11 protein-coding genes are annotated in these 15,388 nt (G+C 56.5%); all 11 read right to left on the reverse strand.

The features are described from left to right. Positions 1 to 12 precede the first annotated feature (12 nt). The 11 genes from AC2FID_RS08120 to AC2FID_RS08170 all read right to left on the reverse strand — a co-directional run bounded on the left by AC2FID_RS08120 (position 13) and on the right by AC2FID_RS08170 (position 15,386). Complete coding sequence (locus tag AC2FID_RS08120; protein WP_170559914.1) at positions 13 to 1,122, reverse strand: transporter substrate-binding domain-containing protein; 1,110 nt, start codon at positions 1,120 to 1,122, stop codon at positions 13 to 15. Between the two features lie 46 nt (positions 1,123 to 1,168). Further along, a complete protein-coding gene (locus AC2FID_RS08125) occupies positions 1,169 to 2,431 on the reverse strand; it encodes a substrate-binding periplasmic protein (RefSeq protein ID WP_496836273.1) in 1,263 nt (420 codons plus the stop codon). A gap of 22 nt (positions 2,432 to 2,453) precedes the next feature. Further along, positions 2,454 to 3,239 carry a PP2C family protein-serine/threonine phosphatase gene (locus AC2FID_RS08130; protein WP_496836275.1) on the reverse strand — a complete coding sequence of 262 codons (786 nt, stop codon included), beginning with the start codon at positions 3,237 to 3,239 and terminating at the stop codon, positions 2,454 to 2,456. A gap of 3 nt (positions 3,240 to 3,242) precedes the next feature. Continuing rightward, positions 3,243 to 4,232, reverse strand: a complete 990-nt coding sequence (locus AC2FID_RS08135) for an FHA domain-containing protein (RefSeq protein ID WP_496755894.1) — start codon at positions 4,230 to 4,232, stop codon at positions 3,243 to 3,245. 206 nt (positions 4,233 to 4,438) lie between these two features. After that, a complete protein-coding gene (locus tag AC2FID_RS08140; RefSeq protein WP_496836277.1) occupies positions 4,439 to 6,601 on the reverse strand; it encodes a serine/threonine protein kinase in 2,163 nt (720 codons plus the stop codon). Between the two features lie 338 nt (positions 6,602 to 6,939). Next, on the reverse strand, positions 6,940 to 8,226 hold the full coding sequence (locus AC2FID_RS08145) for a dynamin family protein (protein ID WP_496836279.1): 1,287 nt from the start codon (positions 8,224 to 8,226) through the stop codon (positions 6,940 to 6,942). Next, entirely contained in the window at positions 8,223 to 10,265 is a 2,043-nt protein-coding gene (locus AC2FID_RS08150) for a dynamin family protein (RefSeq protein WP_282169548.1), read from the reverse strand. The genes AC2FID_RS08145 and AC2FID_RS08150 overlap by 4 nt, the downstream gene beginning before the upstream one ends. 66 nt (positions 10,266 to 10,331) lie before the next feature. Beyond that, positions 10,332 to 11,192 (reverse strand): hypothetical protein, encoded by an 861-nt coding sequence (locus tag AC2FID_RS08155; protein ID WP_496836281.1) that lies wholly within the window; start codon positions 11,190 to 11,192, stop codon positions 10,332 to 10,334. A gap of 23 nt (positions 11,193 to 11,215) precedes the next feature. Then, positions 11,216 to 11,617, reverse strand: a complete 402-nt coding sequence (locus tag AC2FID_RS08160; protein WP_109311066.1) for a hypothetical protein — start codon at positions 11,615 to 11,617, stop codon at positions 11,216 to 11,218. Positions 11,618 to 11,649: 32 nt separating this feature from the next. Then, positions 11,650 to 13,365 carry a dynamin family protein gene (locus AC2FID_RS08165; RefSeq protein ID WP_496836283.1) on the reverse strand — a complete coding sequence of 572 codons (1,716 nt, stop codon included), beginning with the start codon at positions 13,363 to 13,365 and terminating at the stop codon, positions 11,650 to 11,652. Between the two features lie 8 nt (positions 13,366 to 13,373). Further along, positions 13,374 to 15,386, reverse strand: a complete 2,013-nt coding sequence (locus tag AC2FID_RS08170; protein ID WP_496697914.1) for a dynamin family protein — start codon at positions 15,384 to 15,386, stop codon at positions 13,374 to 13,376. Between the last annotated feature and the right edge of the window lie 2 nt (positions 15,387 to 15,388).

The following is a 15,388-nucleotide window of genomic DNA, read 5'->3' on the forward strand; positions in this document are numbered from 1 at the left end:
GAAAGTGGATCCTTAGCCGGATGAGGCTATTAGTCGTTCATTGTGCTCATTCAGTGTGTCCGAGATGATGGCGTACCATTCGCCAGACTCCCGCATTTCGTTCAGGCCTTTGTTCAGCATCGCCAAGTATTGTTTACCCATTGGGTTGGACCGGTGAGTAATGAACCGCAGGGCTGAAAGTGTCGTGACATACGGGTTTTCGACGAGATCGTTCTCGTTGAGACCCATTTCAGCCATTGCGTCGGCAAAAAGCTGAACTTCGAAGGTCGCGACATCCGCGGAGCCAGTTAGGACGGCATCCAAGCATTCCCGCGCGGTAACGGGTTGCAGCAGATCGATGGTTTTTTCTGGTTGCAGACCTTCTTGTTCGAGGTCGTGGATGAACCAACCTTCCATACGGCAGACGGTTGCACCTTTCAGGTCTTCAAAGCTGGTCGCACTGGCGTAATCGCTTTGGGGAAGTGTGTAGAAACCCAAGACGATGTCGTACACAGGTGCTGACGCGTGGAATTGCGTACAGCGGATTTCTGTTTCCCAGGACCATTCGTAACTGCGGTTGGTGCAATCGGGCATGTTCCACGCCATCGACACGTCAAACGCGCCCAGCGGAAGCAGGGTTTCGATATGCGAGTTCCAGTCATCGACAAAGCTGATCGAATACTCGTGCGCATTGCCCGCCCGCTGCAGAGCCGTGGTTCCCAATCGAGTGATGAAACCACCGCCGTTCAGGGTCTCATCCGCGAAAGGAGCCCAACCGTTGCCCGTAACCAGTTTGATTGGGGCTTTGAACGAACTTGTTTGGGTCGAGCTCGCAAAGCGTTCTTGCTGCTCAGCAATAATCTCGCGTGCACTTTGGCCGTTCGGCAAGCTGCCGTCCTCACACGGAAGCACAAGCGCCAGACCAGGTGCCAGATCGTTGGGGTTGCTAATCGAGTTCCGGTTTGCGTTGAAAATTGGCTGGTAGTTTGACGTGCCGTAAGCAGCAATTGCAATGGTGGCCATCGTGTCACCATCCTGTACCGTATAATTCGTACAGGCTTGCTGGGCGGCGGCGGCTCCGGCGCTTAACGCGATGACGGCAGCAGAGGTCATCGCAACGTTATGGAGCGGTAGTTTAGGCATTAGTTGTTTTCTCCAGAGATAGTAATTGAGAGGGCTTTCAAGTGTTTCAGCCGTTTTCCATTTGATGGCGTAGGGCGGTTGACACGATGTCGCGCCATTCGCCGGATTGCTGCATGATTGCCAGACCCTGATTCAGCGTCTCCAGGATCGCTTCGCCATCCGGATTATCTTTATGCGTCATGACGTTAAGGGACTTGATCGCCGCCAGGTTGGGGTTTTCAACGATACGGTGTTCGTATCCCAGCCGTCCGATTGCTTCGATCGCCAGATGAGCTTCGATTGCGACGATGTCGGCTGTCCCGTCCATAACGGCGTGAAAGCAGTCATCGGGTGAAACCGGACGCACAAGCGAGATTGCCGGTTCATACAATCCGACCTCATCCATGTGTGACAACGACCAGCCTTCCGGCCGACAGATTGTTGTCCCGGCGAAGTCAGCATAGGTCAGTGTTTGCTCATAGCCCGATCCTTCGCGGGCAAAGAACGTGTCCACAACTTCGTAGAACGGGTTAGAGAAGTCGTACGTTTCGCACCGCGTACGGTCCTTTTCCGACAAAGTCTCTGCTGCCTCGCAGTTCGGACGCGACCATGGGAAGGTGGCATCGAACGCCAGTGTCGGCATCAGGAGGTCCAGATGCGATGACCAGTCATTGACGAACTGGATTTTATAAGCCTGCTCGGGTGCGGCACGCAGCATCGCTGTCTCGACAAGGTAGGTGTAGAGCCCACGATTGGGCAGGGCCTCGTCGGTGAAAGGCGCATAGTTACCGCCAGTGATAAGCAACAACTGACGGTCGCGGATCTCCGGGCGTTCGCCGGCGTCTGCATTACGGATCAGCGCTGCGGCTTCTGCCCGCGCGGATTCGATCTCATCCTTGGCAGCCGATTTTGCAGCGATCACTGCATCTTCGCTTGCCTTTTTGGCTTCAGCTTCGGCTTCGGCAACGCGGGCTTCAGCCTCTGCGATGGCTTTCGCCGCGCGATTCTCGGCTGCCTTGACCAACTCGGCGGCCATTTCGGCGGCCATGGCTTCGGCTTCAGTCTGCGGCGCGGCTGGTGCACGCCCGATCTCTTCCAAACAAGGCATGGTCAGAACGTCGCCTACCCGAATGATGTTCGGATTGTTCCCGATCAAGTCCCGGTTTGCATCGTAAATGATACGAAAGTCTTCGGTCGAATAAACTTCGATGGATAACTCGCGCAGGCTGTCGCCTCGTTGAATCTCGTAGGTTGAGCATGCCTGTTGTGCCGAGGCGGTACCCGCAGCGGCAGCAAGTGCCAGGCTTGATATGATCAGATGGTTTCTCATGGGTCCTGTTGCTTTGCCTTGTTTAGTTTTTTGTAAGTTTGACAACACCGATTGAGATGTTGTCCTGATCTGGGTCGCCCTTAGCGTTCAGCGCGGCCTGCAGCGCCCCGGCTATGTCTTGTGCAAGCCCGCTGGCATTGGATTGAAGAATGGACCGAATTTCAGCGTTGCTGAGATATTGGAGGCCGTCGCTTCCCAGAACCAAAACATCCGAAGGTGTCAGGTCCAGCGGGGTTTCCGGGCAATCGACCTTTGGAATTGCCGCACCCATGATGACCGAAGTCAGTTGGTTGCGGTCAGGATGCGCCAGGGCTTCGGCCTCGGTCAAAGTCCCTTCGGCCAATTGTGCATCAATCATAGGAGCCATCGAGTGATCTTCGTTGATCTGCGACAGCTCTCCGTCCCGGAACAGGTAAAGCGGGCTGTCGCCGATCGAAATCCAGAACAGCCGCTGGCCCAACAACAAAGTGCCTAACATGGTTGAGCCCATGTTGAATCCAGTACCTTGTTCCTCGGAATAACCGGCAATGGACGCATTGGCTTGCATTGCCGCAAGGGGCAACGCGTCGATCAAAGCGGACTCGGGTGTCGTTGAACCTTCAAGCTCGGCATCTAACGCGTCACGCCAGGCCTGGATCACAAGGTCCGAGGCGACTTCACCTGCCGCATGCCCGCCCATGCCGTCAGCGACGACGACATAGCTTGCATTCGCCGCATCGAACGTGCGCGAAGCAACCGCGTCCTCCTGCGTGTCACGCTGGCCCTTGTCCAGGATCAACGCAATATCATATGCCGGTGTCGCCAGCATCTATTAGGAATCCCGCCAGTCAAAGCCATCGTCACAGAAGGCGGCAAAGCGGACTGATGTTTCACTGATGCGGATCAGATCCCCGCTGGACAGTGGGACGGTGCTGAGAACCGGCTTGCCGTTCAAGCGCACCAGGTTGGCCTTGCCGCCGTGTCCCAGATAACATTTGCGGTCCTCGGGATCATAAGCAATCACCGCATGGTTGCTGCGGGAAATACCAGTGTCTCCAAAGTCGAGCTGAATGGCCTGATCGTCGTTGCGGCCAATCTGCATCAAGCCCTCGGTCAGTGTTACGCTCGCACCCCGGCCCGGACCACCAGTGATGACCAGCCAACCAACCGGGAAAGACTGTTCGGCATTGTCTGTCTTGGCTGCAGGTTCTGCTGTCTCGATGAGGTCCTGCACATGCGTGTCGGCGCGTTCGAAACCCAGGAAGGTTGTCTTGACGCGACCACGACGATCTTCGGCAGCCGCAGGCTGCGGAACCGGTGCAACTTCAGCCAGTGGTTCTTCGGCGACCGGTGCTTCTGGCACCGGTTCTGCGGCGGGTTCGTCAGCGATTACCTCGATGATCTGTTCCGGCTCGGGTTCCTCGACTTCAAGTACCTCGTGCTCGACAACCTCTTCGACTTCTTCCTCAACTGCCGAGTGCAGCGTCAACACGGTTTCTGCTTCGGGCGCGGATACTTCGTCTGCCACGTTCTGAACTTCTGCGATAACTTCAGCGACGACGACATCATCTTCAGCCTCAGTTGCATCTGCTACGTCTTCCTCAGAGAATTCCGGCATTTTCTCTTCGGGCACCAACTCATCGGTTTCTTCGTAGCTGTCCGAGGACATATTGCCGCCTGCCAGCGCTTCGCGCAGGGCATTGAAATCGGCGATTGGTTCGGCCTTTTCCGCCTCTGGCGCTACCGCTTCTTCGGCTTCGTTCTCTTTCGGTTTGCCGGCACCTTCGAGAAGCCGGCTAAGAGGGCTTTTGTATTTGAACATGGTGTCGACACCTTTATTCCTTGGCACAGGACAACGGTCCTATGGGGCTGCTTCTTACCTCTGTGCGCGGTTGCACAACGGCACGGATATTTGTGACAACAAGGTCACTTTCTATTTCCGCGACGGGCCGGTTCCCGTCAGGGGTGCCGAATTTGGCGCTACCCTCAGCAAATACATACTGGCAGATCACATACGAACCGGTCAGATCACTCCTGCGCTAATGGCATGTCAGCATCCGTCTCGACGCCACTGCGCAAAACGCTGAAACGGGCCTGCGGCTGATCTTCGGAAACGAGTTTGGCCAACAAAACATCAAGGCTGTCCGAGCCATCAATGCCAGTGCCAGAAATTGTCTCTGAGACCAGGACATCCCCTTCCTGCAAGCTGCCTGCCGCCTCCGGCGGAACCGAGCTTAGAACGGTTGTCCAACCCGCACCGTCTTTGTTCAGAATTGTGAAAACGTAGCCATTTTCCAAGCCGATCACGTGCATTGCGGGCAGTGCCAACAATCCGTTCTGAGGGCGGGTTTCACCCAATGTGCGATAGCGGGCAGAAACGCGGATGTAGCCGTCCGGGTCCACATTCAGATCGTTCAACACCTGAGCAGCAAAAGTCGTATCTGCCTGCACTGGCTTGCCGTTCAGAGTGAAGATCGTGGCGCCGCGCGTGACCCACTCACCCACAATTGACGCGTCCATATCCTGGTCAACACCAGTTATCGCAATCACGTTGCCGGTCGAAGCCCGGCGGCGTGATGTCTGAAACGGGATGTCTACGTCCCAGTGAGAGAAAGCGATCTGCTGTTCTGCGAGGTTCACCGGTTCCGCCGGAACAGGCGGTGTCGGCTCGACGGTCCCGGCTTCAGCCGTTTCCGTCGCCGCAGCTTCTTCCTGCTCCGTGGCAACCGGATCTTCATGCGCCTGCTCGATAGGCTCTGGAGTGGGTGCGACCTCGGCCTGCGTGGTCTCAGTTGGTTCTGATGCCGGCTCCACTTCGGCTGCGGTCACTTGCTCGACCGGTTCCTGCTCGGATGTTTCGACTGTGGCGGTTTCCTCCACCGTTTCCGTTACTACGGGCGTTTGCGTCGATGCGGTGTCTTCGGCCGGAGTTTCCTCTCCGGACATCAGGAAGAACCCGCCCGCCGCCAAAGCGGCGACCACGGCCACACCCGCAACAATTTTGCCTGCACCACTGGACCCGCTTTTGACCACGGTATCCACCGCGACCGGAACTTCATCCTTCGATGTGAACGTGGCTAGCCCGTCGTCGTTCTTGTCCTCATTGCCCAGTGCAATGTCAGTGTTTCCGGCAAGCAATGCGGTGACAACGGCTTCGGCGTTTTCGCTTTCAGCCTTGATCCTGGCTTTCTCTTCTTCTTCGTCTTTTTGGTCCATCGCCACGATCACCGACACCGGCCGATAGTCAAAGCTGTCGAACATCACGCCGGGGCCGCGGAACATGCGTAGCCAATCTAATGCGGTCTGCAGGCGATCCGTTGCGTGAACTTCCATCGCCTTGTCAATGGCTTCCAGGAACCCGCCGGGGTAGCCTTCGATACGCCCCGCCAGCGGTGTGTAGGGGTCCGTCTGACCGTTGTTGAATGCGTTCAGGCGAGTCTGACCGTCGATCGGACGTTCGCCGCTGATGGCGTGATACAGGGTCGCCGCAAGAACATAGAGGTCACTGCTTGGCCCTTGTTCCGCGCCGCGTACATAAAACTCATGTGGCGAATAACCATCCTTGATAACCCGCAGGGTCATCAGCGCGGCGGACTGGTGGGCAGCCTGTTCGCGCGCGGCGCCAAAGTCGATCAGAACCGGATCACCATTTTCGTCGATCAGGATGTTGTCGGGCGAAATATCGCGGTGCAGCATGCCGCTTTGGTGGATGAAAGACACCGCCGACAGCATTTTTTCAGTGACCTGAACGATAAAGTCCGGGCCAGCTTTGTTTTTGGAATCTTCAACATAATCCAGCAGATCGCAGCCACGGATAAAATCCATCGCGATATAAGCGGTCTCGTTGTCTTCGAACACCTGATGAACGTCGACGATATTGGGGTGTACCAAGCGAGCGTGATTGCGTGCTTCGAGGATAAACAAGTCGATGATTGCGCGCAGATCGTCCTTGTAGTCCGGCTCGACCGGCTCAACCATATCGCCGTTACGATGGCAAAGGGCACCGGGATAGCACTCTTTGATCACAACTTCGCGTTCCAGACTGTCCCGCGCGAGATAGGTGATCCCAAATCCGCCATTGCTGATAAAACGCAGGATCTCGTACTGCCCGCGCAACAGCTTGGCGCCTGGTTGAAGACCTTCGATTTTCGGTTCGTCGTGCGTCGCGCCGACGGCCTGGTTGTGGCTCATTTCTTTCCGCCCGTTCTAATCGTTTTGCGGCTTACTTAACTGGGCTTTCAGCCCGCGAACTCACAACCAAACACAACCGCAGGACACTCATGTACGTTAGACGTTTCAAATTTGACTTTATTGGGGCCGCCCGATGGCTTCACTAAGAACCCAGCGCAAAGAAAATCTATATATCGCGCTCTTTCTCATGCGAAAATCTAAATGTTGATTTTCTAGCGGCAATACTTGCGGACTGAGTGCCTGTTTTTTGCGGATTGGTCACTAAATCCGAAACAATAAACGCGCGATTCTGAGGGCTTCGAATCGCTGCATTGCGGCTCAATTAAAACGGGTAGGCGTCAAGTTCCGGTTTTTGCCTGAACGGAATCGACGCGGCTGCCGGCCCAGGCGAGGTTGTCGCTGAGCTGGGCGAGGATGCTAATTGCGTCCTTCAGTGGCGCGTCACCGCTTTCGAATTGCAGCAGCAAAAGAAGATCGGTGGCCTTTTCAAACTCACCGGGAATCCAGTCGGCTTCAGTGGCGATTTCGCCGCCTTGCTCCAGACGCTCTGCAAAATCTTCGACGATTTCCTGACAGCTGTTCAGGAACGCGGCGGGTTCAATATCCGATGTCTCGCGCAAGTCGTCATAAATGCTAGCAATTGCCGCCAGCCAGTCTTCAAGGATCGGGTTTTCGAGCGGGGGAAGGGCGGATTCCAACGTGGCGTGAATCGAGGGCGCTTCGACCTGCGCTGGTTCGGCTTCTGTGATGTTCAGGCTGGCCAGAAACGGAAGAAACTCCTGCTCGATGTCATTTTGGGCAGCTTCCAAGTCCTTCAAACGCCGCTCGGATGCGACTTGCAGGACCTGTTCGGCCAGATTTTGACCGCCACAGATCTCCCACAGATCAAAATCAGGCTCGGGTTCTTGCGCCATAGCCTTGACGGCGACCGGTGTGCCGATTGGTACGACAGACCGGAAGAATTTACCTTTTTCTTTTTCCAACCGGTGCAGAACACGGTCCAGCGCGTCCCGAACCGGGGGGAGATCCGCGTGGGTTACGGCCAGCAAACTGTTCGAGCGCAACTCTTGCGGAACTTGTGCCCACAGGTGGCGCTCAGTCTCACGCCAGGCATTGGTTCCGTTCGTGCACCAGATGGCACAATCGACATAGGACAATAGGTCCAAAGTGGACTTGTAGGTGTCATCCAGTGCGCCGGTTCCCGGCAGATCGAATAATGAGATCTCTTGCAGGGCAGGGGTATTCAACCCAACCGAGATAAAATCAGGGTTATCAGCCGCGGCTTTTTCCAGCGCAATGCCGGAATAGACTTTGGGCTCTTTGTCCCACCAGCCAACCGTGGTTTCCGGTGCGTCCGCATAGGCCACGATGACCAATGGCAGCTTCAGATGCTGCGGACCCGTGGGCAGAATGTCCGCCCCGGCCAGCATGTTTGCGAGGCTGGATTTCCCGGCCCCGAATTCCCCGGCAAAACCGATATTGACCGCATTCGAAAGCCGTTCGGCATGGAACAAGGCGCGCTCGCGCATCTTGTCCAGACCGGCCTCTGACGGCAGGTTTTCGGTGGCGGTCAGGAAGCGTTCAAGCTTGCGTACTTCCTGTTCGGTTCCGGGAAATTCAATCATTCCGCAGCCTCTGCTAATTTCTTGTCCGCGCTATTGCCGCCGAATACCGCATCCAGATCATCTGCGACACGTTGCGCCTGATCGAATGCTGCCTGTGCTTCTGCACGAACATTGGTTTGGCCGGTTCCGACCCGTAGTTCAAGATGTCCAGCCAACAATGCCATATAATGGTCAAGAACGGTGTTCAGACGCTCAAGCAGATCGGCGCGCGCCGTGTCTACCAGATCGTCCCCAATCATTTCGAATTCCTGAACGATCATCCGCTCGGCCCGAGCGACCACACTTTTGCGCGAAATCAGCCGGGACAACCAGCTGACGCGCAATTCCACGGTGATGCCCCGGGTAAGTGCCGTGGTATCAGGACGGAACCATCGAACTGCACTGGTGTTCATCCGGCTATCGGCCGGGTCCTGCCAGCCGGGCAGGGCGCGAAGCGCGGCATTGCTGTTCATGTCGACGGCGTAAAGTTCGCTGAGCATTCGCTGCCGCACCACTTGTGTTGCACCCTGAACCAGCTCGCGCATGCGCTCCCGAAGCGGCGAAAAGTTCAATTCAGTGTCACCGCCCTTGGCCAACAAAGGGGAATCGCCATTCGGTCCGCGGACAACGGCGGAGACGGCTTCGGATACAGTGTCATCCATGACGCCGCGAAGATTGGCCAACACATCATCCATATCGTCAATGATCTGTGTGGTTTTTTGCGAAACCAGCGCGCGCAGCTCGGCCAATGTTTTGTCGTTTTCGTCGCCGTCGGTAATGTCGGCGGAGTTTTCGTCGTCAATTACGCGCAGATGGGCCTTAGACCGTTCCAGCTCACCTTGCGCAAAACTGTTAAGGTGCTGCCAGGCCATCTTGAGCTGTTCGTCACGGGGCCCTTGGGTCAAGGCGTGCGTAACGTGGCGGCGCAGATCGGGTAGACCAGAGGCGATCATTGCGGCAAAGCGCAAAACGCCCTCACGGCTGATTGGGCCGGGGCCCTGTTTGATCTCTTCTACACCGTCCAGATATTGCTTCATCTGCTCGGGGTGGGCGCGCAGCCAAGCCAGAACGTGATCGTGGTTCACGCCGGTATCGTCACCAGTCAAGGCATAATGGGCCCATTGGGCGCTGCCCATCAGAACATCAATGTCCGAGTTGCCCAGGGCTTTTTCCAGGCCATCCAACACGTCCGTCCGGACTTTTCCAGCGTCTTCAGCGCCGCCGCCCAGTTCGTCCACGCGATTGATGAAGACGACGATCTGCCCCAGTTCCAGCGCCTGCATCAGGCGGAACAACTTAAGATCCGCACGGGACAGCGCCTGATGTGCGGACAATACAACAACAAAGAAATCGGATTCCTTGAGGTATTGGCGCGAGATTTCTTCGCGGATCAGCAGCGGGTCGTTGACGCCGGGCGTATCCGTGACCGTCAGCGGGAACGGAAAATGGCCAATGTCAAAGTAGACCTCGGCCTTGCGCGTGATGTCACTGTACAGTCCCCGATCTGAACCGGGGTCGTATTCTTCGCTGTCGGTCGGATCGTCACCTGCACAAACATAACGGGCCAGATCGTCCGAGTTCAGATGTTCCAGATCGTGATGCTGACCCAGCAACTGCTCATAGCTGTCGCCTAATCGCAGTTGGGCGCGGGTTTTCATCGCGTCGACCTGCTCTTCGATCATCTCGCGCTTATAGCTGTCCTCGTCGTCGGGGAACATGTTGCGCAGCTCTTCGCCCTCGGCGATCAGCGCCTGCCACTGGCGGTTATCGAAGAAATGAAATTCGGCCCCTTGGGTCCGACCCGAGGGGTGACCGAAATGCATGTCGGTGATCACGGTCGTCCACGGATTAACATCCGAGGGCAGGTATTCGGCCTGTCCCGTAAACCCGTTGATTAGGCGGGACTTGCCAGCCTTGATCTGCCCGACAAATGCAATTGACGGTTTCAGATTTGAAAGATCGCCTACAATGCGCGAAATAAACTGGCGGGTCTCGTCGTTGCTGACCCCGTTCATGTCTTCGGCGATTCGAATTAACTCACGACGGTTATTTTCACTCATACTGTTACCCTGGGTACTTGCAATCACAGATTGAATTAGTCGAAAAATTGAATATTACGGGCGCTATCATTCGGAACGCTCCGTCAGAGATGTCCACAGATTCACAATGGCGCCTAGCTTTCGCGCCTCGTGAACGACCATGGAGAATTCCTTGCCGTCATTCAGGACGGCCAAACCAGAACCTTTACCGCCGGACGGACGCATGACGATCAGTTGAGGATGATCCAGCGCAGCGGCCGCGTCATCATCCCAGCCCGACAGGTCACGCGCGAACTGCGCCAGCAAAGTTTGATCTGCATGAAATGGCTGATCTTTACTACAGTCGCCGTCAGTCTGAACCACTTCCCCGTCTTCGGCTTTGACCTGGATGCGACCAACGGCCAAACGTTGGCTGCCGTAATAGAACTGGTTGGCCAAATCGCTGGCTTCGTCTGTTAGTTCCACATTAATTGCGGGTTCGGCAGTGTCCGGAACGACCGCTATGACGGGTTCAGCTGGCAATTCGATCATCGTGCAAGCACTAGCGATTTCGCTAAAAGTGATTCCGACATCGTCCGCTTCCAGCGTGGCGTCCGGCCGCAATGATATCAGGCTAAGCGGTGCAGGCGCGGCAGCAATATCGGTTACCAGTTGCGCCAATTGACCCGCCAGCGTATCGCGTCCTTCGGTCTCAAAATCAGGCGCAACGCCGGATCGGACACGAAAGACATCAGTAACCCGAGAGCTGTTGACCTCGATCGCGAGACAATCGCCATTGGCAGCTGTAAACTCTAACCGGCGCGGCAAAACAGTGCCACGGATGGACTGCAACACCTTTTCGCGACGCTCAAGCGCAGTGTCACCAGCAAGCGCGACGGCTGGCTCCAGCCGGGCAACCGATGATCGCCCAATGTCCTCGAGCAAATCGAGTATGTTTGTATCCATCATGCCGTGACCCCCTCTGGTCCCGTCTAAACTGCGGCCGCGACGGGCCCCAGACTGAGATGCGATTTTGTCAGTGCCAATCCTACATTCGCGCTGTTGCGACAGATGTAGCAGACCACATGATCCGGATAGGCCTGCGTCCGCAAGAAGATGTTCAACCGATCCTTTGAAAACACCGCGATTTCCCCAAATCCCGGATTTTCGGTATCAGCATTACCCGATTTCCGCAGCAAGGCTTCAAAAGCACCCACGCCGCCGCCCTGAAACAGGTTCGCCACTGCAAGCGCAAGACTGTCCAGCACTTCGGCGTCCTCTTGATCGCGGACACTGGTCCCCAATAACATCCCTGTTTCCATGTCGACATACCCGGCTGCGACGCAGTCGGGTATCGTTTCCATCGCAGATTTCAGTGCGGCTTCGATAGACATCGGGCTTCCCGTCCTTCTACCTTGGTTTCACGTTATAAAACATGCCATTCAGCCCCGCCTTTGTTCCCGGCTTTCGGAAGCGTTGAAACGTCTTTTTTTTCGTCACGGGCGCCGTGTTCAGCGGCGATCTTGTCGAACTCTTCCAGGAAGGCCATGAAAACCTTTTTCAGGCCTTCCGAGTCGTCGGGAAGATCCTCACCAGCTGTGATCTCGCGCCACATCGCCGATGCGCTGAGTGTTGATCCGGCCTCCACATTGAGCAGTTGCTCAAGCGATTCAGACTCGGCCTCCGCCTCGGATGACGTGCCGTTCGGCATATGCACGATCTGTGTTTCCATCAGGCCGCTGGTTTCAGGTTCCGGTTCGAACTCATCCGCCGCACCATCCGATTGCTCGGCGAGCAAGGCGGCGATGGAGGACACTGACACATCAGCGCTTTGCGCGTCTGCGCCGGGTTTGTCGGTCTCAACAGTTTCAGGTACGTCGGCCAGCTTGTCTCCAAGCGACGCCACAAAAGGATCCTGACCATCGGCGCTAACGTCCGATTGATCTGCTTCGACTTCGGCTTCCAGTTCCTGGGGCTCTTCTTCGTCGAGATCCTCGTCATCCAGTTCAAGAAACGCGTTTTCTTCGGAAGGGATCTCGACAACATCCGCCAAATTCAGAGGCTGACTTGGCGTTTCCCGGAAGAAAGAGCGTAGCTCGTCCTGATCTGTTTCGGGCGTGGTCTCTTCCGAGATCGCGGTCATTTCAGCCCGCAACCGTTCGGCCTCATCCGCGTCAATGCGGGGTGCGCGTTCAGTGTCGCCTGAGCGTGCCTCGACCCGGGCAGGACGGACCGGAAAGCTCGTAACGACTTCGTCCTGCAGATTTTCGTCCTGAACAGGATTGACCAGCTTTAGCGTGGCAGGTTGCTCTGCGCTCTCGCCGTGTTTGCGTGGGCGGATAGGTTGCACACTGGGCATATGGGCAAGGCTGTTGTCGATCTGGTAACGTGCCAGCATGTCTGCTCGGTTGTCCATGATCTGTTCGGTGATCTCAAGAAAGCTGTCCACCATCTTGCCGCCGCCACTGCGTCCCCACATTTCGGCGTCGCCACTCTTGTCGCGCGCGGTAATAGCATCGCGGGCCGAGAACAAAATCGATCGATTGAACAGATGCCCGGCCTCGCGGTTTACACGGCGCAACACCTTCTGACGGTCCTTCGTGCCCAGGGTATCCGCGCGGGTGACCAACAACAGCGAGTTGTGTTGCAACCGTTCCGGCAGCGCGACCCATGTCGCCCGTTCGGTCTCACGCCAGGCCTGGGTGGCGTGTGTGCACCACAGCACCCCATTGGCTTGACCCACGGCGCGACGCCAGACATCGGTTGAAATCTTGGGGTCCGAAATGCCGGGCGTGTCTATCAGATCGACCGCCTCGAGAATGTCGGATTCAAGGAAAATACGAACGAATTGAGCGTCATTGACGCCGACGGATTCCAACGCATCTAGCTCGATGTTTTCGCGTTTGCCGTCATGGCGTTGTACATATGCAGATTGCTTGCCCCAGCTGAACCAGACGGGCGGCAACTGCGTGGCAGTCACCTGAGTCGGCAGCGTGTGCGACCGAAGCAGAAAGTTAATCAGCGTCGATTTGCCAGCGCTGAACTCTCCCATAAGCGCAAAGATCGGCTTGCGGCGGGACCACTGCTCAATGCGTTCCCATGCCTTGGGCGAGACGAAACGGGTTTGTGAGTCTTTTGCCATATCGCTACTTATGCTGCCTCGTTACTAAGATCTTTCAGGATGTCGCCCAGAATATCGTCACGCGATTTCTGTGGTGTCAGTCCTGCCATCAGAGCTGCGTTGCGGCTTGGGTCACTCTCGGCCGATGCCGAAATGCTAAGCAACGTCTCTTTCTGCTCGCGCATGAAATCCGACAGGATCGCGCGAACGTTTTCCAACACAGCTGCAACCTGATTTTCCTCGATGTCCTTGGTGATCGAATTCGCCTCGGACGCGATCAGGCGCGTATAGTCGGCTGCATAGGCTTCGAACCCTTTGCGGCGCTGCCACCAGCGACGCCACCAGGTGCTTTGCAAGTCCAATGCGATTGTTCGTCCAATTCCGAGTGGGGGTGGGACACGCGGAACAATGGGTGCTTCGATACTGAACTCACCCAGGTGGTTGCCCAGTATCTTCTGATACAGTGTCTCAATATCTGCGGCCGCCGTATTGTACAGCGCACCTGCTTCTTTGCGCATCGACCGCGCAAAGCTGAAATACGCGGCCTTTTGCAAGGTCCGCAGACCCGCCGGGTCATACTGCCACGTGCCTTGTTCGCCGTTCCGCTCAAGGTGGGCAATCAGCGAATCCGTTGCACGTTTGACAAAGTTGGTTTCCGCCGAATTCAGTCTCTCCAACACCTTCGCACGTAAGGATGCGGTCAGTTCAGCTACTTTCTTATCGTATTGATCCGAGAGTGTGGCGATCGCGTCCTCTGGCGATACACCATCCAGATCACGCACAAGACCTTCACCGCCCGAAAGGGTCTTGGCAACGGCCGTGGCGCGGATTTGGCTGGCGATATTGCGGGCGCGGTGGCGGACGCGATCTAGCAAACGGGTGCCTGCGCCTTCTGCGATGCGTTCGTTCATGGCCAACAGCAAATCGGGCAGGCCGGACAGCGCCCAGATTTTGTCGAGCGAGGGTGCCTGATCACCAAAACCGGCAGCCAGATAGAACGTGTTCAACGCCTCGCGGGATTCATCGGACAGAATCTCGGGGTTGCCCGTCAACGCGGCCTCAGCCCACAATGCGCTGCCAAAGACAACGCTGGTACTGGCATCGATATTGTTCTGCTTGAGCGTGTCCTGGATACGGTCACGGATTTCCGGGACCTGATTGACCGGATCAGCCAGTTCGTCAATTCGGTTCACAAACAGGATGATCTGCCGGTTCTCAAACTGGGCAATAATCCTCATCAGCGCCATGTCCATGGTTGTAAGCGCCTGGCTGGCAGCCAGAACAACAACGCAGACCTCAGATCCGCGCAAGCTGCGCAGGGTGATCTGCTCGCGGACCATGAAAGTATCGTTGACACCCGGCGTGTCACACAGCTTCAACGCAATCGGGTATTGCGGAATGTCCATATACAGTTCTGCCGACTTCGTCACATCGGCGAACCGCCCGGTCTTGGGGTTGATGTCCGGGTCATCTTCGTCACCCAGACAGACATAGCGCTGGATCAGCTCTTCGTCGAAGTAATCATATTGATGGCTCTGCCCCAGAATCAGGTCGAAATGCTGGCCCAATCTGGATTCGGATTTAGCCTTCATCTCGCCGATCTGGCGGCGAATGTCATCCATCTCGTCATCGGCGCCAGCGCGGTTTGCCAGCTCACCCAGACGGCCGCCGCCGACCATCAGGTTGTCCCATTCTTCCTGTTCAAAGAAGGTAAATTTGGCGCGTTTGTCGCCTTCGGTGCGGGTGTTGATGTTCAGTGTGGTCACCACCGATGTCCACGGGTTTACATCCGACGGCAGCAGGGCAGGGCGCCCGGCCAGGATGTTCACGATCGAGGACTTACCAGCCTTGACCTGCCCGACCATCGTAACGCTGGCCGAGAAATTCTCCATCCGCGTCTTGAGCGTGGCAAGACGCGCGGACGAACGTGCATCCGCCACCTCTGTCAATTGATCAATCTGTGCGGTCAGCGAGTTCATCGCTGACGTCATGGGCGTCAGTGCCTCATTGCCAACTGACAAAAGATGGTCGTTGCGCGCCATGT

This window comes from Ruegeria sp. CDSC068 (assembly GCF_059610545.1).

Coding starts and splice junctions, on each gene's coding strand:
- AC2FID_RS08120 (WP_170559914.1), bottom strand. CDS start 1,122: ATGCCTAAACTACCGCTCCATAACGTTGCGATGACCTCTGCTGCCGTC.
- AC2FID_RS08125 (WP_496836273.1), bottom strand. CDS start 2,431: ATGAGAAACCATCTGATCATATCAAGCCTGGCACTTGCTGCCGCTGCG.
- AC2FID_RS08130 (WP_496836275.1), bottom strand. CDS start 3,239: ATGCTGGCGACACCGGCATATGATATTGCGTTGATCCTGGACAAGGGC.
- AC2FID_RS08135 (WP_496755894.1), bottom strand. CDS start 4,232: ATGTTCAAATACAAAAGCCCTCTTAGCCGGCTTCTCGAAGGTGCCGGC.
- AC2FID_RS08140 (WP_496836277.1), bottom strand. CDS start 6,601: ATGAGCCACAACCAGGCCGTCGGCGCGACGCACGACGAACCGAAAATC.
- AC2FID_RS08145 (WP_496836279.1), bottom strand. CDS start 8,226: ATGATTGAATTTCCCGGAACCGAACAGGAAGTACGCAAGCTTGAACGC.
- AC2FID_RS08150 (WP_282169548.1), bottom strand. CDS start 10,265: ATGAGTGAAAATAACCGTCGTGAGTTAATTCGAATCGCCGAAGACATG.
- AC2FID_RS08155 (WP_496836281.1), bottom strand. CDS start 11,192: ATGATGGATACAAACATACTCGATTTGCTCGAGGACATTGGGCGATCA.
- AC2FID_RS08160 (WP_109311066.1), bottom strand. CDS start 11,617: ATGTCTATCGAAGCCGCACTGAAATCTGCGATGGAAACGATACCCGAC.
- AC2FID_RS08165 (WP_496836283.1), bottom strand. CDS start 13,365: ATGGCAAAAGACTCACAAACCCGTTTCGTCTCGCCCAAGGCATGGGAA.
- AC2FID_RS08170 (WP_496697914.1), bottom strand. CDS start 15,386: ATGGCGCGCAACGACCATCTTTTGTCAGTTGGCAATGAGGCACTGACG.